The sequence below is a fragment of the Micromonospora craterilacus genome, from assembly GCF_003236315.1.
GTDB lineage: Bacteria > Actinomycetota > Actinomycetes > Mycobacteriales > Micromonosporaceae > Micromonospora > Micromonospora craterilacus.
Window position 1 is genome coordinate 1 of record NZ_POTY01000078.1, and the last position, 20718, is coordinate 20718.

At 71.9% G+C, this 20718-nt stretch carries 18 protein-coding genes and 1 pseudogene; 11 read left to right on the forward strand and 8 right to left on the reverse strand.

All coding sequences use genetic code 11. The features are described from left to right. From C1I95_RS14365 to hppD, 3 genes are all read right to left on the reverse strand, one after another. On the reverse strand, nucleotides 1–106 hold a 106-nt coding region (locus C1I95_RS14365), incomplete at its 3' end, for a DUF2510 domain-containing protein (RefSeq protein WP_146605717.1). Between the two features lie 22 nt (nucleotides 107–128). Then, a complete protein-coding gene (locus C1I95_RS14370) occupies nucleotides 129–830 on the reverse strand; it encodes an RDD family protein (protein WP_233513670.1) in 702 nt (233 codons plus the stop codon). Nucleotides 831–841: 11 nt separating this feature from the next. After that, nucleotides 842–2047 carry a 4-hydroxyphenylpyruvate dioxygenase gene (gene hppD, locus C1I95_RS14375; RefSeq protein WP_111214333.1) on the reverse strand — a complete coding sequence of 402 codons (1206 nt, stop codon included), beginning with the start codon at nucleotides 2045–2047 and terminating at the stop codon, nucleotides 842–844. 138 nt (nucleotides 2048–2185) lie between these two features. Between hppD and C1I95_RS14380 the strand changes: the two genes are divergently transcribed. Continuing rightward, entirely contained in the window at nucleotides 2186–2671 is a 486-nt protein-coding gene (locus C1I95_RS14380) for an Lrp/AsnC family transcriptional regulator (RefSeq protein ID WP_111214334.1), read from the forward strand. A 76-nt stretch (nucleotides 2672–2747) separates the two neighbouring features. On the opposite strand, the gene C1I95_RS14385 is transcribed toward C1I95_RS14380, so the two are convergent. After that, nucleotides 2748–3734 (reverse strand): helix-turn-helix domain-containing protein, encoded by a 987-nt coding sequence (locus C1I95_RS14385; protein ID WP_111214335.1) that lies wholly within the window; start codon nucleotides 3732–3734, stop codon nucleotides 2748–2750. A gap of 96 nt (nucleotides 3735–3830) precedes the next feature. On the opposite strand from C1I95_RS14385, the gene C1I95_RS14390 reads away from it, so the two are divergent. From C1I95_RS14390 to C1I95_RS14410, 5 genes are all read left to right on the forward strand, one after another. Further along, nucleotides 3831–5162, forward strand: coding sequence for an MFS transporter (locus C1I95_RS14390; protein ID WP_111214350.1), 1332 nt, complete (start codon nucleotides 3831–3833; stop codon nucleotides 5160–5162). 109 nt (nucleotides 5163–5271) lie between these two features. Next, nucleotides 5272–6708, forward strand: coding sequence for an outer membrane protein assembly factor BamB family protein (locus C1I95_RS14395; protein WP_111214336.1), 1437 nt, complete (start codon nucleotides 5272–5274; stop codon nucleotides 6706–6708). 162 nt (nucleotides 6709–6870) lie between these two features. Further along, a complete protein-coding gene (locus C1I95_RS14400) occupies nucleotides 6871–8538 on the forward strand; it encodes a fumarate hydratase (RefSeq protein ID WP_111214337.1) in 1668 nt (555 codons plus the stop codon). Nucleotides 8539–8745: 207 nt separating this feature from the next. Next, the gene (locus C1I95_RS14405; protein WP_111214338.1) at nucleotides 8746–11724 is read left to right on the forward strand and encodes an AfsR/SARP family transcriptional regulator; all 2979 of its coding nucleotides are present in this window, start codon (nucleotides 8746–8748) and stop codon (nucleotides 11722–11724) included. Between the two features lie 45 nt (nucleotides 11725–11769). Continuing rightward, complete coding sequence (locus C1I95_RS14410) at nucleotides 11770–13179, forward strand: class II fumarate hydratase (protein ID WP_199523748.1); 1410 nt, start codon at nucleotides 11770–11772, stop codon at nucleotides 13177–13179. A gap of 18 nt (nucleotides 13180–13197) precedes the next feature. Here the strand turns inward: C1I95_RS14410 and C1I95_RS14415 are convergent, their stop codons facing one another. Then, nucleotides 13198–13536, reverse strand: a complete 339-nt coding sequence (locus C1I95_RS14415) for a hypothetical protein (protein ID WP_111214339.1) — start codon at nucleotides 13534–13536, stop codon at nucleotides 13198–13200. Nucleotides 13537–14125: 589 nt separating this feature from the next. Here C1I95_RS14415 and C1I95_RS14420 point away from each other — a divergent pair. Further along, a complete protein-coding gene (locus C1I95_RS14420) occupies nucleotides 14126–14923 on the forward strand; it encodes a helix-turn-helix domain-containing protein (RefSeq protein WP_233513671.1) in 798 nt (265 codons plus the stop codon). After that, the gene (locus C1I95_RS14425; RefSeq protein ID WP_111214341.1) at nucleotides 14914–15096 is read left to right on the forward strand and encodes a DUF397 domain-containing protein; all 183 of its coding nucleotides are present in this window, start codon (nucleotides 14914–14916) and stop codon (nucleotides 15094–15096) included. The genes C1I95_RS14420 and C1I95_RS14425 overlap by 10 nt, the downstream gene beginning before the upstream one ends. A 245-nt stretch (nucleotides 15097–15341) precedes the next feature. On the opposite strand, the gene C1I95_RS14430 is transcribed toward C1I95_RS14425, so the two are convergent. Then, a complete protein-coding gene (locus C1I95_RS14430) occupies nucleotides 15342–15887 on the reverse strand; it encodes a CGNR zinc finger domain-containing protein (RefSeq protein WP_111214342.1) in 546 nt (181 codons plus the stop codon). Between the two features lie 84 nt (nucleotides 15888–15971). On the opposite strand from C1I95_RS14430, the gene C1I95_RS14435 reads away from it, so the two are divergent. From C1I95_RS14435 to C1I95_RS14445, 3 genes and pseudogenes are all read left to right on the forward strand, one after another. After that, entirely contained in the window at nucleotides 15972–16931 is a 960-nt protein-coding gene (locus tag C1I95_RS14435) for an EamA family transporter (protein ID WP_111214343.1), read from the forward strand. Nucleotides 16932–16944: 13 nt separating this feature from the next. Continuing rightward, nucleotides 16945–17107, forward strand: a pseudogene (locus C1I95_RS14440) (HAD family hydrolase); the annotation flags it as partial. A 140-nt stretch (nucleotides 17108–17247) separates the two neighbouring features. Then, nucleotides 17248–18924, forward strand: coding sequence for a S8 family serine peptidase (locus C1I95_RS14445; RefSeq protein WP_111214352.1), 1677 nt, complete (start codon nucleotides 17248–17250; stop codon nucleotides 18922–18924). Nucleotides 18925–19007: 83 nt separating this feature from the next. Here C1I95_RS14445 and C1I95_RS14450 read toward each other — a convergent pair whose 3' ends face one another. After that, nucleotides 19008–19871 (reverse strand): putative endonuclease domain-containing protein, encoded by an 864-nt coding sequence (locus tag C1I95_RS14450; protein ID WP_199523749.1) that lies wholly within the window; start codon nucleotides 19869–19871, stop codon nucleotides 19008–19010. Between the two features lie 124 nt (nucleotides 19872–19995). Further along, the gene (locus tag C1I95_RS14455; RefSeq protein WP_111214345.1) at nucleotides 19996–20676 is read right to left on the reverse strand and encodes an IclR family transcriptional regulator; all 681 of its coding nucleotides are present in this window, start codon (nucleotides 20674–20676) and stop codon (nucleotides 19996–19998) included. Nucleotides 20677–20718: the final 42 nt, after the last annotated feature.

Consider the following 20718-nt stretch of genomic DNA (forward strand, 5'->3'; position numbering starts at 1 on the left):
GAGTGGCGTCGACGGGAATGGGCGCGCCGATCCAGCCCTCGCCGTCCCAGTACCTGCGGGTCTGCGGATCTGCGGGGTCGACGTACCAACCGGGTGCCACGCTCACGTTGCGGCCTCGCTGCGCTCGTTCACCTCGACACCTTAACGACGACGGTTCCGGCGAACTTGTCGTGGAGGCACTGCTGCCAGGGCTTGTCCCACAGTTGCCAGAGCCCGTCGACATAGCTGCCGCCCGGCACCAGCGACCCGCCGACGAACTGCACGAGGTACCGCCTTCCGGCCATGCGTCGGTCCAGCGTGCCATTCGGGTCGAGCGGGACCACCCGCAGCTTCATCGCCTTCTTGCCGATGGTCTGCCCGGTCCGCTTCAGGTATTCGACGTGGTAGAGCCAGTACAGCCCCAGCATCAGCACGAACAGCGCGGCCTGTAGCAGCAGTAGCGGCAGCATGACGTGCAAGAACACTGTGCCCGGGTCCAGCTCGGCGACCGTGCCGGCCGGGTTGGTCCGGGTCATCCTGCTGGCCAGCCACAACGGGACGATCAAGAGGACCGGCAGGAACAGCACCATCAACACGCCGCTCGCGATCACCATGTCGATCAGGTAGGCCAGCAGCCGGTCGCCGAAACTGGCCAGTGGCTGCCCACCCGGTCCCAGCACCGGCGGCGGCGCCACCGATCCCCATCCCGGCGCGGGAGGCCCCGGCGCCCATCCGGGCGGCGCGAACTGCGGCGGCACCGGGGACGGGTGGCTGGTGGGCGGCGCGACGCCGCCGGCCGGGGGCGGGTGCCCACCGGCCGGCGACGTCGGGTGCGGCGGAGGCTGGGTCACGCTCGACAGTGTTACAGGTTGCCGCGCTTTTCCTGCTCCCGCTCGATCGCCTCGAACAGGGCCTTGAAGTTGCCCTTGCCGAAGCCGAGCGAGCCGTGCCGCTCGATCAGCTCGAAGAAGACGGTCGGGCGGTCCTGCACCGGCTTGGTGAAGATCTGCAGCAGGTAGCCGTCCTCGTCCCGGTCGACCAGGATCTTGCGAGCCTTCAGCTCCTCGATCGGCACCCGTACCTCGCCGATGCGGGCGCGCAGCTCCGGGTCGTCGTAGTACGAGTCCGGGGTGTCCAGGAAGTCGAGGCCGGCGGCGCGCATCGCGTCGACGCTGGCCAGGATGTCGTTGGTGGCCACCGCGATGTGCTGGGCACCCGGGCCCTGGTAGAACTCCAGGTACTCGTCGATCTGCGACCTCTTCTTGGCGATCGCCGGCTCGTTGAGCGGGAACTTCACCTTGCGGGTGCCGTTCGCGACGACCTTGCTCATCAGCGCCGAGTAGTCGGTGGCGATGTCGTCGCCGACGAACTCCGCCATGTTGGTGAAGCCCATGACGCGCTTGTAGAACTCGACCCACTCGTCCATCCGGCCCAGCTCCACGTTGCCGACGACGTGGTCGACCGCCTGGAAGAAGCGCTTCGGCTGCACCCCGGCGTCGATCATCGGCTGCCGGTCCACGATCGGCTTGCGAGCCACGAATCCGGGCAGGAACGGGCCGCTGTAGCGGGACCGGTCCACCAGGGTGTGCCGGGTGTCGCCGTAGGTGGCGATGGCGGCCAGCCGTACGGTGCCGTGCTCGTCGGAGACGTCGTGCGGCTCGACCAGGCCGGTGGCGCCCTGCGCGGTGGCGTGCGCGTACGCGGCGTCGACGTCCGGCACCTCCAACGCGATGTCGGAGACACCGTCGCTGTGCCGGGCGACGTGGTCGGCGCCGGTGGCGTCGGGCCGGACCGCGCCGGTGAGCACGAACCGGGCCGAACCGCTGGTCAGCACGTACTCGGCGTGGTCCCGGTGGCCCTGCTCCGGGCCCCGGTACGCCACGCAGGTCATGCCGAAGGCGGTGGAGTAGTAGTGCGCGGCCTGCTTGGCGTTGCCCACCAGGAAGCGCACGTGGTCGAGGCCCTTGACCGGGAACGGGTCACCGCTGGTGTCGTGGTCGACGGCGCCGACGAGGGCGTCGACGTCGACCTCCTCGGTCGACTGGGGTCGGTCGATCGCCTGGGTCATGGTGGCCTCCCTTGCGTACCGGCCGGCCTCGTGGGCCGACGGTGTGCTCTTTTCCGGGACTATCGCCGTGACCGGGCTCACTGGGCAACTGTCGCCGTCTGAGCTGGTCAGGTTGCACAAACGGTATGGTGCTTGGTCATGGATGCTGGTCAGGTTGTACAGCTCGACGACCTGGATGCCAAACTCGTCGAACTGCTCGCCGAGGAGCCCCGGATCGGGGTGCTGGAGTGTTCCCGCCGCTTGCAGGTGGCCCGGGGCACCGTCCAGGCGCGGCTCGACAAGCTGGTCGGCCGGGGCGTGATCGGCGGGTTCGGGCCGGACGTCTCGCCCGCCGCGATCGGCTTCTCGGTGACCAGCTTCGTCACGCTGGAGATCAGCCAGCGGCACGGGCACGACCCGGTCACCCGCCACCTCGCGGCGATTCCGGAGGTGCTGGAGGCGCACACCATCACCGGCTCCAGCGACCTGCTCTGCCGGATCGTGGCCCGGTCGAACACCGACCTGCAGCGGGTGATCGATCAGATCGTGGCGTACGAGGGGATCGCCCGCGCCTCCACGATCATCGCCCTCGCCGAGCAGATCCCCTACCGCACCCTCCCCCTGGTCCGCTCCGCCGTGCGTTGAAGGAAGGGCCCCTTGTTAACGCCTCCGGTAGAGGAAGGGGCCCCTGTTAACACTTCGGGGTGCTCGGGTCGACGGTTCAGCCACCGGCGAGGGCGTCGCCGAGCGGGGTACGCCGGTAACGCACGGCCCGACCGGAGCGGACCCGGGTGACCAGACCGGCGTCGTGCAGCACCGCCAGGTGGTCGCCCACGCCGCCCAGGCTGAGCCCGAGCTGCGCGACGAGCTGGCTGGTGGTGGCCGGCAGGGCGAGCGCCCGCAGCACCGTCGCCCGGGACCGTCCGACCAGCCGGTCCAGTGCGTCGTCGGGGCGGGCCGGATCGGGAGCGCCGAGCAGCCCGGCCACCCCGGAGGCCCGGTAGACGATGGCGAACGGCCAGGGTGGCTCGACGTAGTTGATCATCATGCCGAAGACCGTGGGGATGAAGAGCAGACCCCGGCCGTCGAGGGAGTAGCTGCGTGGATCGTGGTCGGCCACCTCGATCGCCCCGAGCCCGCCGCCGGACACCCAGCGCAGCCGGGGGTCCAGGTCTGCGACGGCGGCACCCCAGCCGTACGCGAGCAACCGGCCGGCGCGGTGCACCAGGTCCCGTTCCAGCACCGCCCGCAGCCGGGGCCACTCCGGTTCGACGAGCGTCGTCCAGGACGCCTCGATCGCGTCGGCGAGCTGGTCCACCACGTCCGGCGAGGCGTAGATCTGGCGGGCGTACGCCGGTGGGGTCCGGTGCCCGGCGAGGTTGCGGGCCAGTTCGTCGCGGGCCTGGGCCAGCGGGGTGGCGCGGACCACGGCCAGTTCGTCGGCGAACTCCCGGCCGGTGCCGTCGGGCGGGGGCTGGATGAAGTCCGCGTTGTAGCCGCCCCGGCGCAGCAGGGCGAGCAGCGCGCCCACCGCGGGCAGCTGGCGGCGCAACTCGTCGTACGCCGGGCGACCCCGAGCGACCCACGGCTCCAGCCCGGGTACGGAGTGCTGGCCGGCGTAGAGCCGGAGCGCCCACATCGCCTCGCCCAACGGGGAGATGGCGTACCGGCTGGCCGCCATGTCGGCCGGGGTGACCTCGATCCGCATTCCGCGACCTTTCGTCCTGAAGCGAAAGGATAGAGCGCTCGGGGTTGCGCCGCGAGGCTGGCCGGCGTGAACAGCACCAGCACGAACGCGCCCGCCGTGGCGGCCGAACGGCAGGCCACCTTCCGCGACGTCTTCGCCGTCGCCGAGTTCCGGGTCCTCTTCACCAGCTTCGGCGTCTTCATGATCGGCGAGACGGTGAAGATGCTCGCCCTGTCCGTCCTGGTCTACGAGCGCACCGGATCCGGGCTGCTCGCCGCGCTGGCGTACGTGACCGGTTTCCTACCGCACGCCCTGGGCGGGCTGTTCCTGCTGGCGCTGGCCGACCGGTGGCCGGCTCGCGCATTGATCGTCGGCTACGACCTGGTACGGCTCGCCATGGTGGCGGTGCTCGCCACCGGCGTGCTGTCCCCGGCCGCGATGCTCGGCCTGGTCGCCGTCGTCGGCCTGTTCGGCCCGGTCAGCAGTGCATCGCGCACCGCGCTGCTGCCCGAGGTGCTGGACGGCGACGCGTACGTGCTGGGGCGGTCGCTGCTCACCGTGGCCGCCGGGGGAACGCAGGTGGCCGGGTTCGCCCTCGGTGGTCTCCTGCTCGGGCTCGTCGGCCCGTACGGCGCGCTCTGGTTGACCGCGCTGACCTGTGGCCTCTCCGCGCTGCTGGTGCGCGTCGGGCTCGCCGCCCGCCCGGCCCGCTCCCAGCCGACCCGCGCCCGCTCCGCGCGGTCCTGGCTGACCCGCTCCCGGCTCGCCCCGGCGGCGACCGGTGCCACGACGACTGACGAACCGGTAGCGGCCGGCGGAGCAGTCCGGGAAACCATGCGGGTCAACCGGCAACTGCTCGCCGACCGCCGGATCCGGGGGCTGCTGCTCGCCCAGTGGCTGCCCGGCTCGCTGCTGGTCGGCGCGGAGGGGGTGGCCGTGCCGTACGCGGCCGACCTGGGCCCGGGCGCCAGCGCGGGCGTGCTCTTGATGGCCGGCGCGGGCGGGATGCTGGTCGGCGACCTGCTGGTGGGGCGGTTCGTGGCACCGGCCCGGCGGGAACGGTGGACGCCGTGGCTCGCGCTGCTGCTTGGCGTACCCATGCTGGCGTTCCTGGCCCAGCCGGCGCTGGTGCCCGCGGCGGCCCTCTTCGCGGTCGCCACCGCGGGCTTCGCCTACCAGCTCGGGCTGGCCCGGCGGTTCCTCGACGCGGTTCCCGAGGCGCGTCGGGGCCAGGCGTTCGGACTGCTCAGCACCGGTCTGATGGCGGCGCAGGGGCTGGCCGCCGCGGGTGGCGGCGCGCTCAGTGAGGTGGTCGCGCCGGGCGTGGTGATGGCGATCGCTGGTGCCGCGTCGGTGGCCGCGACGCTGATCCTGTGGCCGGTGCTCAACCCGGCCGCCGCCCGCCAGCCGATGCGGCCCGGCACCGTCGGCGCGGCGGCTGACCGCTGAGTTAACAGGGGACCCTTTTACTACCGGAGGCGTTAATAAGGGGCCCTTCCTTGCGCGACACGCGGGAGGGTGTGCGCCGTGGGGTAGCGCGGGTGGCTACCGTGTTCCGGTGGCGAAGGGGAGCGGCCTCGGCGTACGTGGCTGGCTGCTGCTCGGCCTCACCACCGTGGTGGTGCTCGCCGCTACCGGAGTGTGGAACCCGTTTCCTGGCATGTGGGACTGGGTGAACCGGCGGCAGCCGATCTCCGAGCCGGACGTGGTCTGGCAGCAACGCATCGGCGGCACCCCGCGCAGCGTCACCATCGCCGGCGAGACCGTGGTGGTCGAACAGCGCACCCGGGTCGAGGCCCGCAGTCTGGCTGCCGGCACCCAGCTCTGGGAGCGTAAGGCCGACTGGAGCGCGGTGGCCGGTGGCGGCGCGGAAGCCGTGGTCGTCGTGGGCCGGCTGCTGGTCAAGGGGTACGAGGTGCTCGACCCGACCACCGGGGTGACCCGACGGCGCGACGACGACGCGGTGGCCGTCTGGACCTATCGCAACCTGCTGCTCGACGCGCGCTGTGTCGGTGCCACCGACTGCACCCTGAGCGCCTGGGAACCGCGCGGAACCGCTCCGCTCTGGACCGCCTTCCTGCCCGGCGTCAGCACCGGCCTGCTCGCCGACAACCCGAACCTGCTCGACACCCGCCGGCTCACCACCGCCCGGATCGACGATCAGGTTGCCGGCCCGGAGGCGGTACCGCCGTTGCTCGGGTTCCCGGTCGACGGCCGGGTGCACGTGGTGGACACCGCCACCGGCCGGGTGCTCCAGAACGTCGAGCCCGGCCGCGACGAGCGGCTCGCGGTGATCGGTGGCCGTCTGCTGCACATCGTCGCCCGATCCCAGGACGGCAACTGCTACTTCGCGATCTCCGGTCAGGACCCGGCCACCGGTCAGGAGACCTGGCAACGCGCCGGGCTCAACCTGCGGACCGCCGACAGCGCCGGGTGCGTGCAGCGGGAGGACCCGTACGGTGCCCGCAACGTGCTGGTCGGGGTGTCGCCGGACGGACGGGAGGCCGTCGTCGACGGGTACGACGGGCGGCTGCTGCTGGTCACCGCCAACGGGGAGCGGGTGCTCGCCGTCGACGACCGGCACGCGCTGGTGCGCACCGCCGACCGCGGCAGCGTCTCCGCCCGTGAACTCAGCTCCGGCCGGGTCCGCTGGAACCGGCCGGCCGGTGAGAAGGCGGGAGCCGCGCTGACCCCGTACGCGGCCGTCGTCGCCGACGAGAAGCCGTCCCGCCTGGTGGCGCTCGACCCGGCCAACGGGCGGGAGCTGGCCGTGCTGCGGACCTCCGCGAACGCGCTCGCGGTCGGCCCCGCCGGCATGGTCATCGGCGAGGGACGTGAGATCGGATACGTCCGCTTCGGCGCGGCGACAGGCGGCCCCGCGCGCGACGGCAACGGGGGAGTGCCCGGGCCGGCCGGCACCGGACGGGCCCCGGGCCCGCAGGACAGCTGCGGTCCGAAGAACGAGCAGTGCCCGGGCTCCGATCCCGGCAAGTGACCGCCGACCGGGGCGGATGAGATCGACGTCCCATCACCCCACCCGGCGGGTGGGCCTGATCGCCCCTTCTGCCCTAGGCTTTGCCGTCATGAGCGAGCGCCAGCGAGCGAATTGTCAGCGTAGTGCGCCTCATGGCGGCGCGGAGCGGAGCGGAGTGTCGTCGTGAGCAGTGCCGCCGACTTCTCGTACGCTCCCCTGCTGCCGACCGGTCCCGACCAGACGGAGTACCGCCTGATCACCGACGAGGGCGTCGACGTGGTCAACGGTCCTGGTGGGCGCCGGTTCCTCACCGTGGATCCGGCCGCGCTGACCGCGCTGACCGCCGAGGCGATGCACGACATCGCGCACTACCTGCGCCCCGCGCACCTGGCCCAGCTGCGGTCGATCATCGACGATCCGGCGGCCTCGCCGAACGACCGGTTCGTCGCGCTCGACCTGCTGCGCAACGCCAACATCGCCGCCGGTGGGGTTTTGCCGATGTGCCAGGACACCGGCACCGCGATCGTGATGGGCAAGCGCGGCCGGCACGTGCTCACCGACGGCAGCGATGCCGAGGCGATCTCGCGCGGCGTGTGGCAGGCGTACACCCGGCTGAACCTGCGCTACTCGCAGCTCGCCCCGCTCACCATGTGGGAGGAGCGCAACACCGGCAGCAACCTGCCCGCCCAGGTGGAGCTGTACGCGGAGGACCCGGACGGCCACCCGGACGCGTACAAGTTCCTCTTCATGGCCAAGGGCGGCGGCTCGGCCAACAAGTCGTACCTCTACCAGGAGACCAAGGCGCTGCTGAACCCGACGCGGATGATGCAGTTCCTGGAGGAGAAGCTGCGGCTGATCGGCACGGCGGCCTGCCCGCCGTACCACCTGGCCGTGGTGATCGGCGGCACCAGCGCCGAGTACGCCCTCAAGACCGCCAAGTACGCCAGCGCCAAGTACCTCGACGCGCTGCCCACCTCCGGCTCGATGACCGCACACGGTTTCCGTGACCTGGAGCTGGAGGCCGAGGTGCTGGAGCTGACCCGGAACTTCGGCATCGGCGCGCAGTTCGGCGGGCGCTACTTCTGCCACGACGTACGGGTGGTGCGGCTGCCCCGGCACGGCGCGTCGTGCCCGGTGGCGATCGCCGTGTCCTGTTCGGCGGACCGTCAGGCGGTAGCCAAGATCACCCCGTCGGGCGTGTGGCTGGAGCGGCTCGAAACCGATCCGGCCCGCTACCTGCCCGAGGTCACCGAGGCGCAGCTGGACACCACCGAGGTGGTCCGCGTCGACCTCAACCGGCCGATGGACGAGATCCGCGCCGAGCTGTCCAAGTACCCGGTGAAGACCCGGCTGTCGCTGACCGGCCCGCTGGTGGTGGCCCGGGATATCGCCCACGCCAAGATCGCTGAGCGACTGGACGCGGGCGAGCCGATGCCGCAGTACCTACGCGACCACGCCGTCTACTACGCCGGCCCGGCGAAGACCCCGGAGGGCTACGCCTCCGGCTCGTTCGGCCCGACCACGGCCGGGCGGATGGACGCGTACGTGGAAAAGTTCCAGGCCGCAGGCGGCTCGATGGTGATGCTCGCCAAGGGCAACCGGTCCGCCCAGGTGACCCGCTCCTGCGACCAGCACGGTGGCTTCTACCTCGGCTCGATCGGTGGCCCGGCCGCCCGGCTCGCCCAGGACTGCATCAAGCACGTCGAGGTGCTCGAATACGCCGAGCTGGGCATGGAGGCGGTCTGGAAGATCGACGTGGAGGACTTCCCCGCCTTCATCGTCGTCGACGACAAGGGCAACGACTTCTTCGCCGAGGTGACCAAGCCGGTCCTCACCATCGGCAGCCGCTGACTTCCCGGGAAGCGTTCGACCATCCGACATCGGTGCGCCCGCCCCTGGAGGCGGGCGCACCGCCCCCGTCGATTGCCGCAGGGCAACCGGGACGAGTCTCCGGTCTGCCGCTGTCGATCCACTCTCAGATCACTATCAGGCCGATGGGACAACTGTGACCGTGGGGCTACGCTGCTGAAAGTTGCCACCATTGGGGCGGGGGAGCGGATGCGGTTTCAGATCCTGGGACCACTGCGGGTCGGCGGGGGCGAAGCCACCGTCACCGCAGGTCGGGATCGGGTCGTACTCGCCGTCCTGCTGCTCCGGGCAAACCGTATCGTGCCGGTGGAGGAACTGGTCGACGCGATCTGGGAGGAGCATCCGCCGGCCACCGCCCGGGCCCAGCTGCAGACCTGCGTGTCGCGCTTGCGACAGCGGCTCGCCGGGCTCGGTCTGCCACCGGAGACCATCATCACCGATCCCGTCGGGTACGCGGTCCGCACCGGGCCGGGCGAGCTGGACACCGAGGTCTTCGCCCAGGGCGTCGACACCGCCCGGGCCACCCTCGCCTCCGGGCGGCTGACCGACGCGCGCCGGGAGTTCCGCGCCGCGCTGGGGCTGTGGCGCGGCCCGGCGCTGAGCGGCATCCCGAACCGCACGGTACGGCGGCGGGCGCAGGCGCTCGACGAGCAGCGTCTCGCCGCGCTGGAGGAGTGCGTGGACATCGAGTTGCGCCTCGGCCACGCGGCGGCCCTGCTCGACGAGCTGCCCGAGCACCTGGAGCGGCACCCGTTGCGGGAGCGGTTGCGCGGGCAGCTCATGCTGGCGCTCTCGGCCGTCGGCCGGCAGGCCGACGCGCTCGGCCTGTACCGGGAAGGCCGCCGCCTGTACGCCGAGGAACTCGGTATCGAGCCGGGCGCGGCGTTGCAGGAACTGCACCAGCGGGTGCTCGCCGGGGATCTTGCCGTCGCCGGATCGGAACGCCGCGCCACCACCCCGGTCCGCGGGCTGCCCCGGGCGATCAGCGACTTCACCGGCCGATCGGACACCGTCGCCCGGCTGGTCAAGGAGATCGAGGAGGGGGAGACCCGGATCCAGCTGATCGACGGGATGGCGGGCAGCGGGAAGACCACCCTGGCCGTGCACGTGGCCACCCGGCTGGCCGAGCGGTACCCGGACGCCCAGCTCTTCATCGACCTGCACGGGCACAGCGAGCGGGCGCCGCTGAGCCCGGCCGCCGCACTGGCCACCCTGCTGCGGCAACTCGGAGTCCCGGCCGAACGGATCCCGGTCGACCTGGACGACCGGCTGGCCATCTGGCGCACCGAGCTGGCTGACCGCCGGGCCCTGGTGCTGTTGGACAACGCCGCCACCGCCGCACAGGTGGTGCCGCTGCTGCCCAGCGGCGCCGGCTGCCTGACACTGATCACCAGCCGACGTCGATTGGTCGGTCTCGACGAGGGGCGGCCGTCGTCGCTGCCGGTCCTCGAACCCGACGAGGCGATCGAGTTGCTCGGTCGGGTTGCCGGCGATGGTCGGGTGGCTGCGGAGCCGGTCGCGGCGGCCGAGGTGGTACGCCGCTGCGGTTACCTTCCGCTCGCGATCCGGCTGGCCGGCGCCCGGTTGGTGCACCGCCCCCGGTGGCGGATCGCCGACCTGGCTGACCGGCTCGGCAAGGCCCGCGACGCACTGGCCGAACTGGCCGCGGGGCAGCGCTCCGTCGGGGACGCGTTCGCCCTGTCGTACGCCCAGGTGTCGCCGCCGGCCCAGCGTACGTTCCGACTGCTCGGGCTGCACCCGGGCGGACGCTTTGACGGCACCGTCGCCGCCGCGCTGGCCGACCTGCCGCTGCCCGAGGCGCAGGACGTGCTGGACGAACTGGTCGACGCCCACCTGGTGGACGAGCCGGAGTCGGGCCGGTACCGCCTGCACGACCTGGTCCGCGAGTACGCACGCACCCTGCTGGACGAACCCGCCAACACGACGGAGCGACGCGACGCGCTCGAGCGATTGCTGGACCACCACCTGCACGTGGCGGCGGCGCTCAGCCGCGAGACCGAGTCGCCCGGCAGCCGCCGTACCCTCAGCCTGCCCGACCCGCCCCGGCCCGACCTGGTGACGATCTGCGCCAACCGGGGGCTGGCCTGGTTCGACGAGAACCACTCCGCGCTGGTGACGCTGCCCGCGCTGGCGGAGCAGGAATCCCCGCTGCGCGCCTGGCAACTCGCCCGGGCGAGCTGGCGGCTCCTCTACAACGGCGGGCACCTCGACGAGCTGGTGGATACGCACTCAGTGGGCCTGCGGGCGGCCGAGGCGATCGGCGATGAGTCCGCGCAGGCCGTGATGCTGAACTACCTGGCGTCGGCCTACTTCCGGCGGGCCCGCTTTACGCACGCCATCGCTCTGCTCCAGCGGGCCGTCGAGCTGTGTCGCAGAAGCGGCCCGCCCACCCTGCTGAGAAACGTGCTGTGGAACATCGGCATCAACAGCTATGCGGACGGTGACCCCCGTCGCGGGATCGAGTACTTCTACGCTGCGGCGACGGCCGTACGCGGGGGCGACCAACTGGCCGGACGAAGCGCCCTGCTCAACAACCTGACCTACGTGATGTGCACCTGGGGTCGCTACGACGAGGCGTTGCGGATCAGCCGTCAGCACCTGCTCATGGCTCGTGAGATCGGTGATCGTCGGCAGCTGGCGAACGCGGTGGGGCACGCCGGCATCATCCGGCACCGGATGGGTCACACCGTGCCCGCCCGTCGGCTACTGCGGATCGCGTTGACCCTTCACCGCAGGGTGAGCAACCGGTATGACGAGGGTGAGGTGCTCAACGAACTCGGCGTGATGGAGCGCGAGGCCGGTCGGCCGGACGAGGCGGCGGCGCTGCACCGGGAGGCGTTGATCGCGATCAGCGACGCCGGTGACCTGGTCGGCCAGTGCGCGTCCCGCAATCTGCTGGCCCACGCCATCCTCGACCAGGGGGACGTTCGCAGCGCCCAGGATCTGTTCGGCCGGGTGCTGCTCGACGCCACGCGGATCAACCACAAGTACGAGCAGGCCCGCGCGCTGGACGGCGTCGCCCGCTGCCTGCGCGACACCGACCCGACCGCCGCCAGGTCGCACTGGGTACGGGCGCTGTCGCTGCTGCGCCAGATCGAGTCGCCCGACGCGGCCGAGGTCGAGCGTCTGCTGGCCGAGCTGGCCTGAACCGGCTCAGGCGATCATCTGCAACCGGCCGTCGAGCGGGGCAGGATGGTACGCGTGACGACTACAGAGGCGGCGGGTTACCGGATCGAACGCGACTCGATGGGCGAGGTGGAGGTGCCCGCCGATGCGCTGTGGCGGGCACAGACGCAGCGGGCGGTGCAGAACTTCCCGATCTCGGGCCGGGGCATCGAGCCCGCACAGATCCGGGCGCTGGCCCAGATCAAGGGCGCGGCGGCCGAGGTCAACGGGGACCTGGGCGTCATCGATCCGAACGTGGCTGCGGCGATCGCCGCCGCCGCCGCGCACGTGGCCGACGGTGGGTACGACGACCAGTTTCCGGTCGACGTGTTCCAGACCGGCTCCGGCACGTCGTCCAACATGAACACCAACGAGGTGATCGCCACCCTGGCCGGCCGGGAGCTGGGCCGGGACGTGCACCCCAACGACGACGTCAACGCCTCGCAGTCCAGCAACGACGTCTTCCCGTCCTCGATCCACCTGGCCGCCACCGAGGCCGTCGCCCGGGATCTGCTGCCGGCGCTGGCCCAGTTGGCCGGCGCTTTGGAGGCGAAGGCCGGGGAGTTCGACACCGTGGTCAAGGCCGGGCGTACGCACCTGATGGACGCCACCCCGGTGACCCTCGGCCAGGAGTTCGGCGGGTACGCCGCCCAGGTCCGGTACGGCATCGACCGGCTGGAGGCGGTGCTGCCCCGGCTGGCCGAGCTGCCGCTCGGCGGGACGGCGGTGGGCACCGGGATCAACACTCCGCTCGGCTTCGCCGCCCGGGTGATCGAGAAGTTGCGCGACTCGACCGGGCTGCCGCTGACCGAGGCGCGCAACCACTTCGAGGCGCAGGGCGCGCGGGATGCGCTGGTGGAAGCCTCGGGTCAGCTGCGTACCGTCGCGGTCGGGCTCTACAAGATCGCCAACGACATCCGCTGGATGGGTTCGGGCCCCCGGGCCGGCCTGCGCGAGCTGCGAATTCCTGACCTGCAGCCGGGATCGTCGATCATGCCGGGCAAGGTCAACCCGGTGGTCTGCGAGGCCGTCAGGCAGGTGTGTGCGCAGGTGATCGGGAACGACGCGACGGTGGCCTTCGCCGGCTCGCAGGGCGACTTCGAGCTCAATGTGATGCTGCCGGTGATGGCGCGCAACGTGCTGGAGTCGATCCGCCTGCTCGCCGCGTCGAGCCGCCTGCTGGCCGACCGCTGCGTGGTGGATCTGGTCGCGGACGCCGAGGTCTGCCTGTCGTACGCCGAGGGCTCGCCCTCGATCGTCACCCCACTCAACCGTTACGTCGGGTACGACGAGGCCGCCTCGATCGCCAAGGAGGCGCTGGCCAAGCAGATCCCCATCCGCGAGGTGGTGATCTCCCGCGGGCACGTCGCCTCCGGCAAGCTCAGCGAGACGCAACTGGAGGAGGCGCTCGACCTGCTCCGGATGACCCACCCCTGAGCGGCGCCGCGTCGGCAGTCACCGATCTGGCGGTGACACCTGGCCGTCGCTGCCGCCACCGCCTCGAAACGGGGCGGGCCAGGCGTCGGGCTGCCGGTGCGGCACCCAGGCGAGGAAACGGGCGAAGAGCGCGGCCGGGTCCGGGCCGTCGTCGGGGTGGAGGCGGTACAGATCGGCGGTCGCTTCGTGCAGTACCGCGCAGAGATACACGCTGAGCGCGACCCGGTCGTTGGCGTACTCGGCGAGGAGGGCGAGCCGCGCGGTGGCGCAGGGCCAGGGTGCGGCACAGACCCGGCAGAACCAGAGCGGGCGCAGCGGCAGGTGCGGCCGGACCGGCGCGGCCGGGCCGATCACCACCGGCCACCGTTGGCCCGCCAGGACGGGCGAGAGTGAGCCAACCGGCCCGGCCGACCTGCGGGTTCGCCACGGTGGCCTCGGCCCAGGATGGACGGTTCGGTGGCGGCCCGGCACTGATCCGCCCCGCGCTCGCGCCGCCGTTGGGCGGCTCGGTCGGTACGGGCGCGTGCCGGTCCGGGCAGGTCCGCCAGCGCAGGCCGCAGGAGCAGTACCGGCGCAGCCCGCGCCAGGCGCGGCGGTGCCGGGGCGCGAGAGGCACGGGGCGCTGGTTGCGGGAGGTGCGGGGGAACCAGGTTCGCCAGCTGGATCGGGGCATGGCGCAGCCTTCCTGTCGAGCTGAATCGTTTGCGACATCACCCCGGCGGTGGGACCGCCCTGCCGGGGGAGCGGGCGGTCCCACCGCGACGCCGCCGCCCGGGGGATGAGCGGCGAGCGTCGCGCTTCACAGTCTGCTGAGGACACCGCTACGGTCGGAAGGGTTTGCCCGCGCTGTCCGAGGCCCACTGCGGCGGAACCGGGTCGTCGATGGCGGGGCGCTGGAGTCGATCAACCAGGTCCTGGAGGGCGGCTGGAGATGGCGGGTGGGCAGATGACGGCGGCGGCGTTCCTGGTGGCGGAGTTACGCCGGGCACGGCTGCGGCGGGGCTGGAGTCAGGAGGAGTTGGCCAAGGCCGTCAACTACTCACCGTCGATGATCAGCGCGGTGGAGCTGGGCCAGCAGCCGCCCACCCCGAAGTACCTGGAACAGTTCGACAAGGCCCTCGACACCGGCGGCCTCTACGGCCGCATGCTCACCGACCTGGTCGCCCTCGACAAGGCCCAGCCCTGGCGCCGAGGGGCGCAGGTGATCATCAGGCATGCGGCGAAGCTGCGGTGGTATGAGCCGTTGTATGTGCCAGGTCTGTTGCAAACGCGGGACTACGCGCGAGCGGTCTTCGAAGCCGGCGGCTTGCTGAGCACTGCCGAAGTGGAGCGCCGACTGGCGGAGCGGATGGAGAATCAGGCCGTTCTATCTTGCGATTCTTCGCCCCATCTGGTCGCGATCATCGATGAATCAGCGATCCGGCGATGTGTCGGAGATCGGAAGATCATTTCCGAGCAGGCGTCACATCTCGTGCGTGTCGCCAGCGAACATCCACGCGTTCGGCTGCACGTGGTTCCTCAAACGGCGGCGGAGTATCCCGGCCTGGGCGGACCGTTCCTGCTGGCTACCACAAGCGACGGCACCGATGTGGCCTTCCTCGGTAGCCATATCGGCGGGCAGGAACTGGATCGGTCAGAGGATCTCGATCTTCTGAGGCAGGTGTGGGAGGTTTGCCTCGGCGAGGCATATACGCCTCACCAATCGGTCGAGCTGATGAGGGACGTGGCCGAGGCATGGAGCTGACTGGAGCCCGGTGGCGCAAGAGCAGTCGGAGCGCGCAGTCCAATGACTGTGTCGAGGTGGCGACGAATCTTCCCGGGTTGGTCGGGGTGCGGGACAGTAAGGACCCGGCGGGGCCGGTGCTGACCTTCGACCCGTACGCCTGGCGGGCCTTCGTCACGGCGCCGCCGCGCTGACGAAGACGACGGATGTAGCCACCACCCGCCGCTGCCATGTGTGCCCTGGTCATGATCACGCTCGATCCCGCATCGAGTGGCATCGGTGTCGTGAAAAGGCCACTCGATCCAGGATCGAGCGTGACCTCGACCCGTCCGCCTGGCGTGATCGCGAGGTGGGTGACCTTGACTCGCTCCCGCTGGGCGCGCCAGAGAGGTGGCGCGTCGGGTGGTGGCGGACCGGCGGGTTGCGCGAGGCGGCCTGCTCAGGGGCGGGCGGCGGCCTTGCGGGCGCGGTAGGCGCTGACCGCTGCCCGGTTGCCGCAGCCGGCGTCGCAGAACCGGCGGGAGCGGTTCTTCGACAGGTCGACCAGCACGTTGTCGCAGTCGGGGTGGTCGCAGGTGCGCAGCCGCCGCAGCTCCCCGCTACGTACCACGTCCGCGATCGCCATCGCCGCCTCGACCGCCATCCTGGTGGCCAGCGGGGCGTCCCGGGGGACGGCGTGCAGGTGGTACGGCTCGTCGTCGTGGGTGATGAGCTGGGGCAGGGCGCGGTGTTCGCGGAGCAGCCCGTTGACGATCGAGACGATCTCGTCGACGTCGGCGTACCAGAGTCGGCGCAGCCGGGGGCGCAGCGCGCGTACCGCCCGCAGTTCGACCTCGGTGTGTTCGTGCCGCCCGCTGTACGAGTGGGCGGTGTAGAAGGCGTCCAGGGCGGCGATATCGGGCAGCCCCTCACCGTCCCGCCCGTCGGTGTTGACCAGCGCGGCGGCAGCGATCAGCGAACATTCAGTGTCATGGGCGAAAAGCAACTTGACTCCTGTCGTGACCCCACTCTAGCGTCATCGGCATAGTCCTAGTTTGCCCATGGCGGGCAATCGTGCCAAGGAGAGTCGATGCGCCAACCCCCCGCCGCCGGTGCCGGTCTCGCCCTGGCCCTGCTCTCCGCGGTCACCTTCGCCACCTCGGGCACCTTCGCCCGCTCGCTGATCGCCGCCGGTTGGTCGGCCGAGGCGGTCGTCATGGCCCGGGTCGGTATCGCGGCGCTGGTGCTGGCGCTCCCGGCGGTGCTTGTCCTGCGGGGGCGATGGCCGGTGCTACGCCGCAACCTCGCCTCGATCGGCGTATTCGGGCTGCTCGGGGTCGCGCTCGCCCAGGTGTGCTTCTTCAACGCGGTGCGCTACCTGCCGGTCGGAGTCGCGCTGCTGCTGGAGTACCTCGGCATCATCCTGGTCGTCGGATGGACCTGGCTGGTCCAGGGGCAGCGCCCCCGCCGGCTGACCGTGGCCGGCTCGGTGGCGGCCCTCGCCGGCCTGGTCTTCGTGCTCGACCTGACCGGCGCCGGCCGGCTCGACCCGATCGGGGTGCTCTGGGGGCTGGGCGCGGCGGTCGGATTGGCCGGCTACTTCGTGCTCGCCGGCCGGGTCGACTCCGCTCTGCCGTCGGTGGTCATGGCCAGCGGTGGGATGGCCGTCGGTGCCGTTGCGCTGCTGCTGCTCGGTCTGGTCGGCGCGTTGCCGCTGCGGGCCACCTTCGGTGCGGTGCAGTTCGCCGGACAGCACACCAGTTGGCTGGTCCCGATCGCCGGCCTCGCGCTGGTGGCGGCGGTGGTCGCGTACCTCGCCGGGATCGCTGCGGCTCGCATCCTCGGTGCCCGGATGGCGTCCTTCGTCGGGCTGACCGAGGTGATGTTCGCGGTGCTGATCGCCTGGCTGGTGCTGGGCGAGCTGCCGACGGTGGTGCAACTGCTCGGTGGGGCGCTGATCGTCGCCGGGGTGGCGCTGGTCCGTCTCGACGAGCTGCGTGCCCCCGCGGAGCCGGCGCAGCCGAAGGCGGCGGAGCCGGCCCTGACGTGACATCCTCGGCGGCATGCTGAGCACGGTGGTGTTCGATGCCGACGAGACCCTGCTCGACCTGCGCCCGGCCGTCACCGGCGGGCTGGTGGCCGTACTCGAGGAGATGCGGCGGCTGACCCCGGCGGCGGCCGGCGTGTCGCTTACGGACCTGGAATCGGACTGGGACGTGGTCTTCGGTGACCTGGCGTCGGCCCGCCGTCCTGGCCGGCCTTTCCGGCGAAGCGGATCTTCTGCCGCAATTTAGACGCCCGTCTGGCAAAACGTCATGCGTTGATGTCTGATGACGCCACGTCCCTCAACGAGAGGATTCGATGTGGTGAGCAAGCGCTTCACCGTCGGTGTCGTCGCGACCGCGGCGGCCCTGGCAATCACGGTGACGGGTATGGGCGTGCCGGCCAGCGCCGAGCCGGCGACCGTCCGGACCTTCACCGTGGTCGCGGAGGACGGCTTCGCCGCCGACGCGGCCCTCGCCGCGATCCGATCGGCCGGTGGGACCGTGGTGTCCCGGACCGACGAGATCGGTGTGTACCAGGTGACCAGCGACCGGGCCGACTTCGCGACGAAGGCGACGGCCGCGGCGGCGCTGATCGGCGCCGCCGAGCAGAAGGCGATCGGCCGCAAGCCCAAGGTGGACCGGGTCGAGCAGGAGCACCTGCTGGCCGCGGCCGCCGCCAAGGGCGCCGGTAAGCAGCGGGGCAAGAAACTGGACCCGCTCGACGACAAGCTCTGGGGCCTGGAGATGATCCGCGCCGACAAGGCGCGCAAGATCGAGCCTGGTGACCGCCGCGTCACCGTCGGCGTGCTGGACACCGGCGTCGACGCGAGCCACCCCGACATCGCTCCGAACTTCAACTGGGCGCTGTCGCGCAACTTCGCGCCCGACATCCCGGAGATCGACGGGCCATGCGAGGTGGCGAGCTGCCTCGACCCGGTCGGCACCGACGACGGCGGGCACGGTACGCACGTCGCCGGCACCATCGGCGCCGCCGCCAACGGCTTCGGCGTCTCCGGTGTCGCACCGAAGGTCTCGCTGGTCAACCTCAAGGGTGGTCAGGACTCCGGCTACTTCTTCCTCAACCCGGTGGTCAACGCCCTGCTGCACGCCGGCAGGTCGGGCCTGGACGTGGTCAACATGTCCTTCTACGTTGACCCGTGGCTCTACAACTGCACGGCGAACCCGGCCGACTCGCCAGAGGCGCAGGCGGCGCAGCGCGCCACCATCCGGGCCATGAAGCGGGCGCTGACCTTCGCCCACAACCGGGGCGTCACCCTGGTCGGTGCGCTCGGCAACAACCACGAGGACCTGGGCGACCCGCGTACCGACATCTCCAGCCCGAACTACGGCGACGTGGCGCCGTACCCCCGGGAGATCGACAACAACAGCTGCTGGAACCTGCCCACCGAGGGGGCGCACGTCATCAGCGTCGCCTCGGTCGGCCCGTCCGGTAAGAAGGCGGACTACTCCAACTACGGCACCGAGCAGACCGCAGTGGCCGCGCCGGGCGGCTGGTTCCGTGACGGCTTCGGCACCGACACGTTCCGCACCGACGCCAACATGATCCTCTCCACGTACCCGAAGAAGGTCCTTCAGGAGGAGGGCACGGTCGACCAGGACGGCAATATCGTGCCGGGCGCCGAGACCTTCGTCTTCAAGGAGTGCAAGGCCAACCGGCAGTGCGCCTACTTCACGTACCTCCAGGGCACCTCGATGGCCGCCCCGCACGCCTCCGGCGTGGCCGCGCTCATCGTGAGCCGGTACGGCAAGCCGCAGGGCCGGGGCGGCTTCGGCCTGGCGCCGGACCTGGTGGAGAAGCACCTGCTCCGGACGGCTGCCGAGCGGGCCTGCCCCGAGCCGAGGCTGCAGACCTACGCCAACGAGGGGCGGCCGGCCGAGTTCGACGCCTACTGCGCCGGCTCGGTCGACTTCAACGGCTTCTACGGGCACGGCATCATCGACGCGTACGCGGCGGTCACCGCCCCGCTGCGGCGATGACCAGGCGCAACATCCGCCCGTGACGGGCGAACGGACGGCCCGATCGGGATTCACCCGGTCGGGCCGTCCCCCGCTTTGCCCCGTCACCGGCGTCGACCATCGTCGAAGAGTGCGGCGCGGATCTCGCGGACGACCGTCGGGAAATCCTGGTGCAGGCGGCGACTGCTTACATGCAGCACCCGCCAGCCCGCGCCGGCCAGCGGGTAGAGCCGCTGGCCGTCGAACTCCACCGCGACGTGATGGTCGGGCCAGGCGAGGCCGGGATGCAGCACCGGGCCGCCCGGCAGGCGCACCGGGTGATGCGTGACCGGGCGGGGCAGCCCGGCCAGTACCAGCCGGACCCGCAGCTGCGACTCGGTGGGTGACTGGGCGGCCGGGTCGGCCAGGTCGAACACCCAGCGCGCCCGGCGCCCGCCGGGACGGTCGTCGTTCGCAGCGGCCACCTCGGCCAGCGCGGCCCGGGTCGTCAGCCCCCGGCCGAGCAGGCTGTCGATGATGCCGACCGAGCGGACCGGCTCCAGCCACACGGCGCTCTCCCAGGCCGCACGGGCGGTGTCGGTGTGCGGCGGGGTGCCCTTGACGGTCAACCGGGCCAGCGACTCGCGGGCCACCGTGTGCACCTGTAGGCCGCGCTGGCTGCGCAGCCCGGCCGAAGCCGGCACCAGGACGTGGACGGCCTGGTCGAAGCCGGCGGCGTGCTCGACGCCGTGCAGGTAGGCCGCCGACGGGCCGGCGACGGCTGCCCCGGCCGGCAGTTGCAGGGCCGCCGCGCGGCAGGCCAGGGCGTGGTCCCGGTCGAGCCGGGCGTCGGCGTAGATGTCGTGCCGCAGCCGCACCCAGGCGGAACTGCGGAGCTGATAAGGGGTGAGCAGGCTCCGGCGGACGGCGTCCGAACCGCGAAAGACCTGCCACGCCAAGGCGTCCGGTAGGTGTGGATGAGCTGCCATGACAGCAGCCTGCGGCCCACGCCGCCACCCCGGCGACCCCTGTGGACAACCACGGCCCACCTGGCCACGTCCGCCTGTGGACAACGCCCGACGCTGGCGCGAACTGTGGTAGGCGACGCGCGGCTCAGCGCAGCGCGTCGGCGATGGCGGTGGCGGCGGCGAGCACCTGCGCACCGACCGCCTCGGCGTCCAGCGGCGCCAGGGCGACCACCCCGACGCTCGCCTCCAGACCGGGCACCCCGAGCACCGGGGCGGCCACGCCGTACGCCCCGGGTTGCAGTTCGCCGACGGTGCTCACCGGGCCGGCCGCGCCGGACCGGCCGGCGAGAATGGCCTGCCCGGCCGCGCCGCGCTCCAGCGGGTGTCGGGCCCCGGTCCGGTACGCCACGTGGAACGACGTCCAGCTCGGCTCGACCACCGCCAGCGCGACCCCCTCGCCCCCCTCCACCACGGTCAGGTGGGCGGTCGCCCCGGCCTGCTCGGCGAGCTGGCGCAGCGCGGGCAGGGCGCCCTCGGCGAGCAGCGGCTGGGCCCGCCGCGCCAGGTGCAGCACCCCGGCACCGAGGCGTAGCCGGCCGGCGGCGTCGCGGCGCAGCATGCCGTGCCCGGCCAGCGGCCCGACCAGCCGGTAGACCGCGGCCCGACCGATGCCCAACCGGTTCGCCGCCTCGGTGACCGTCAGGCCGCCGGGCGCGTCCGCGACCAGGTGCAGCAGCCGCAGGCCCCGGTCCAAGGTCTGCGCCGTCTCGCCACCGGGCACGACAGGCTGCGGTGGGTCGGTGCCGGGTGCTGCTGGGGAATTCACGAACAGCAGCGTACGACCCGGCTCCGGCGGACCGGGAAAACG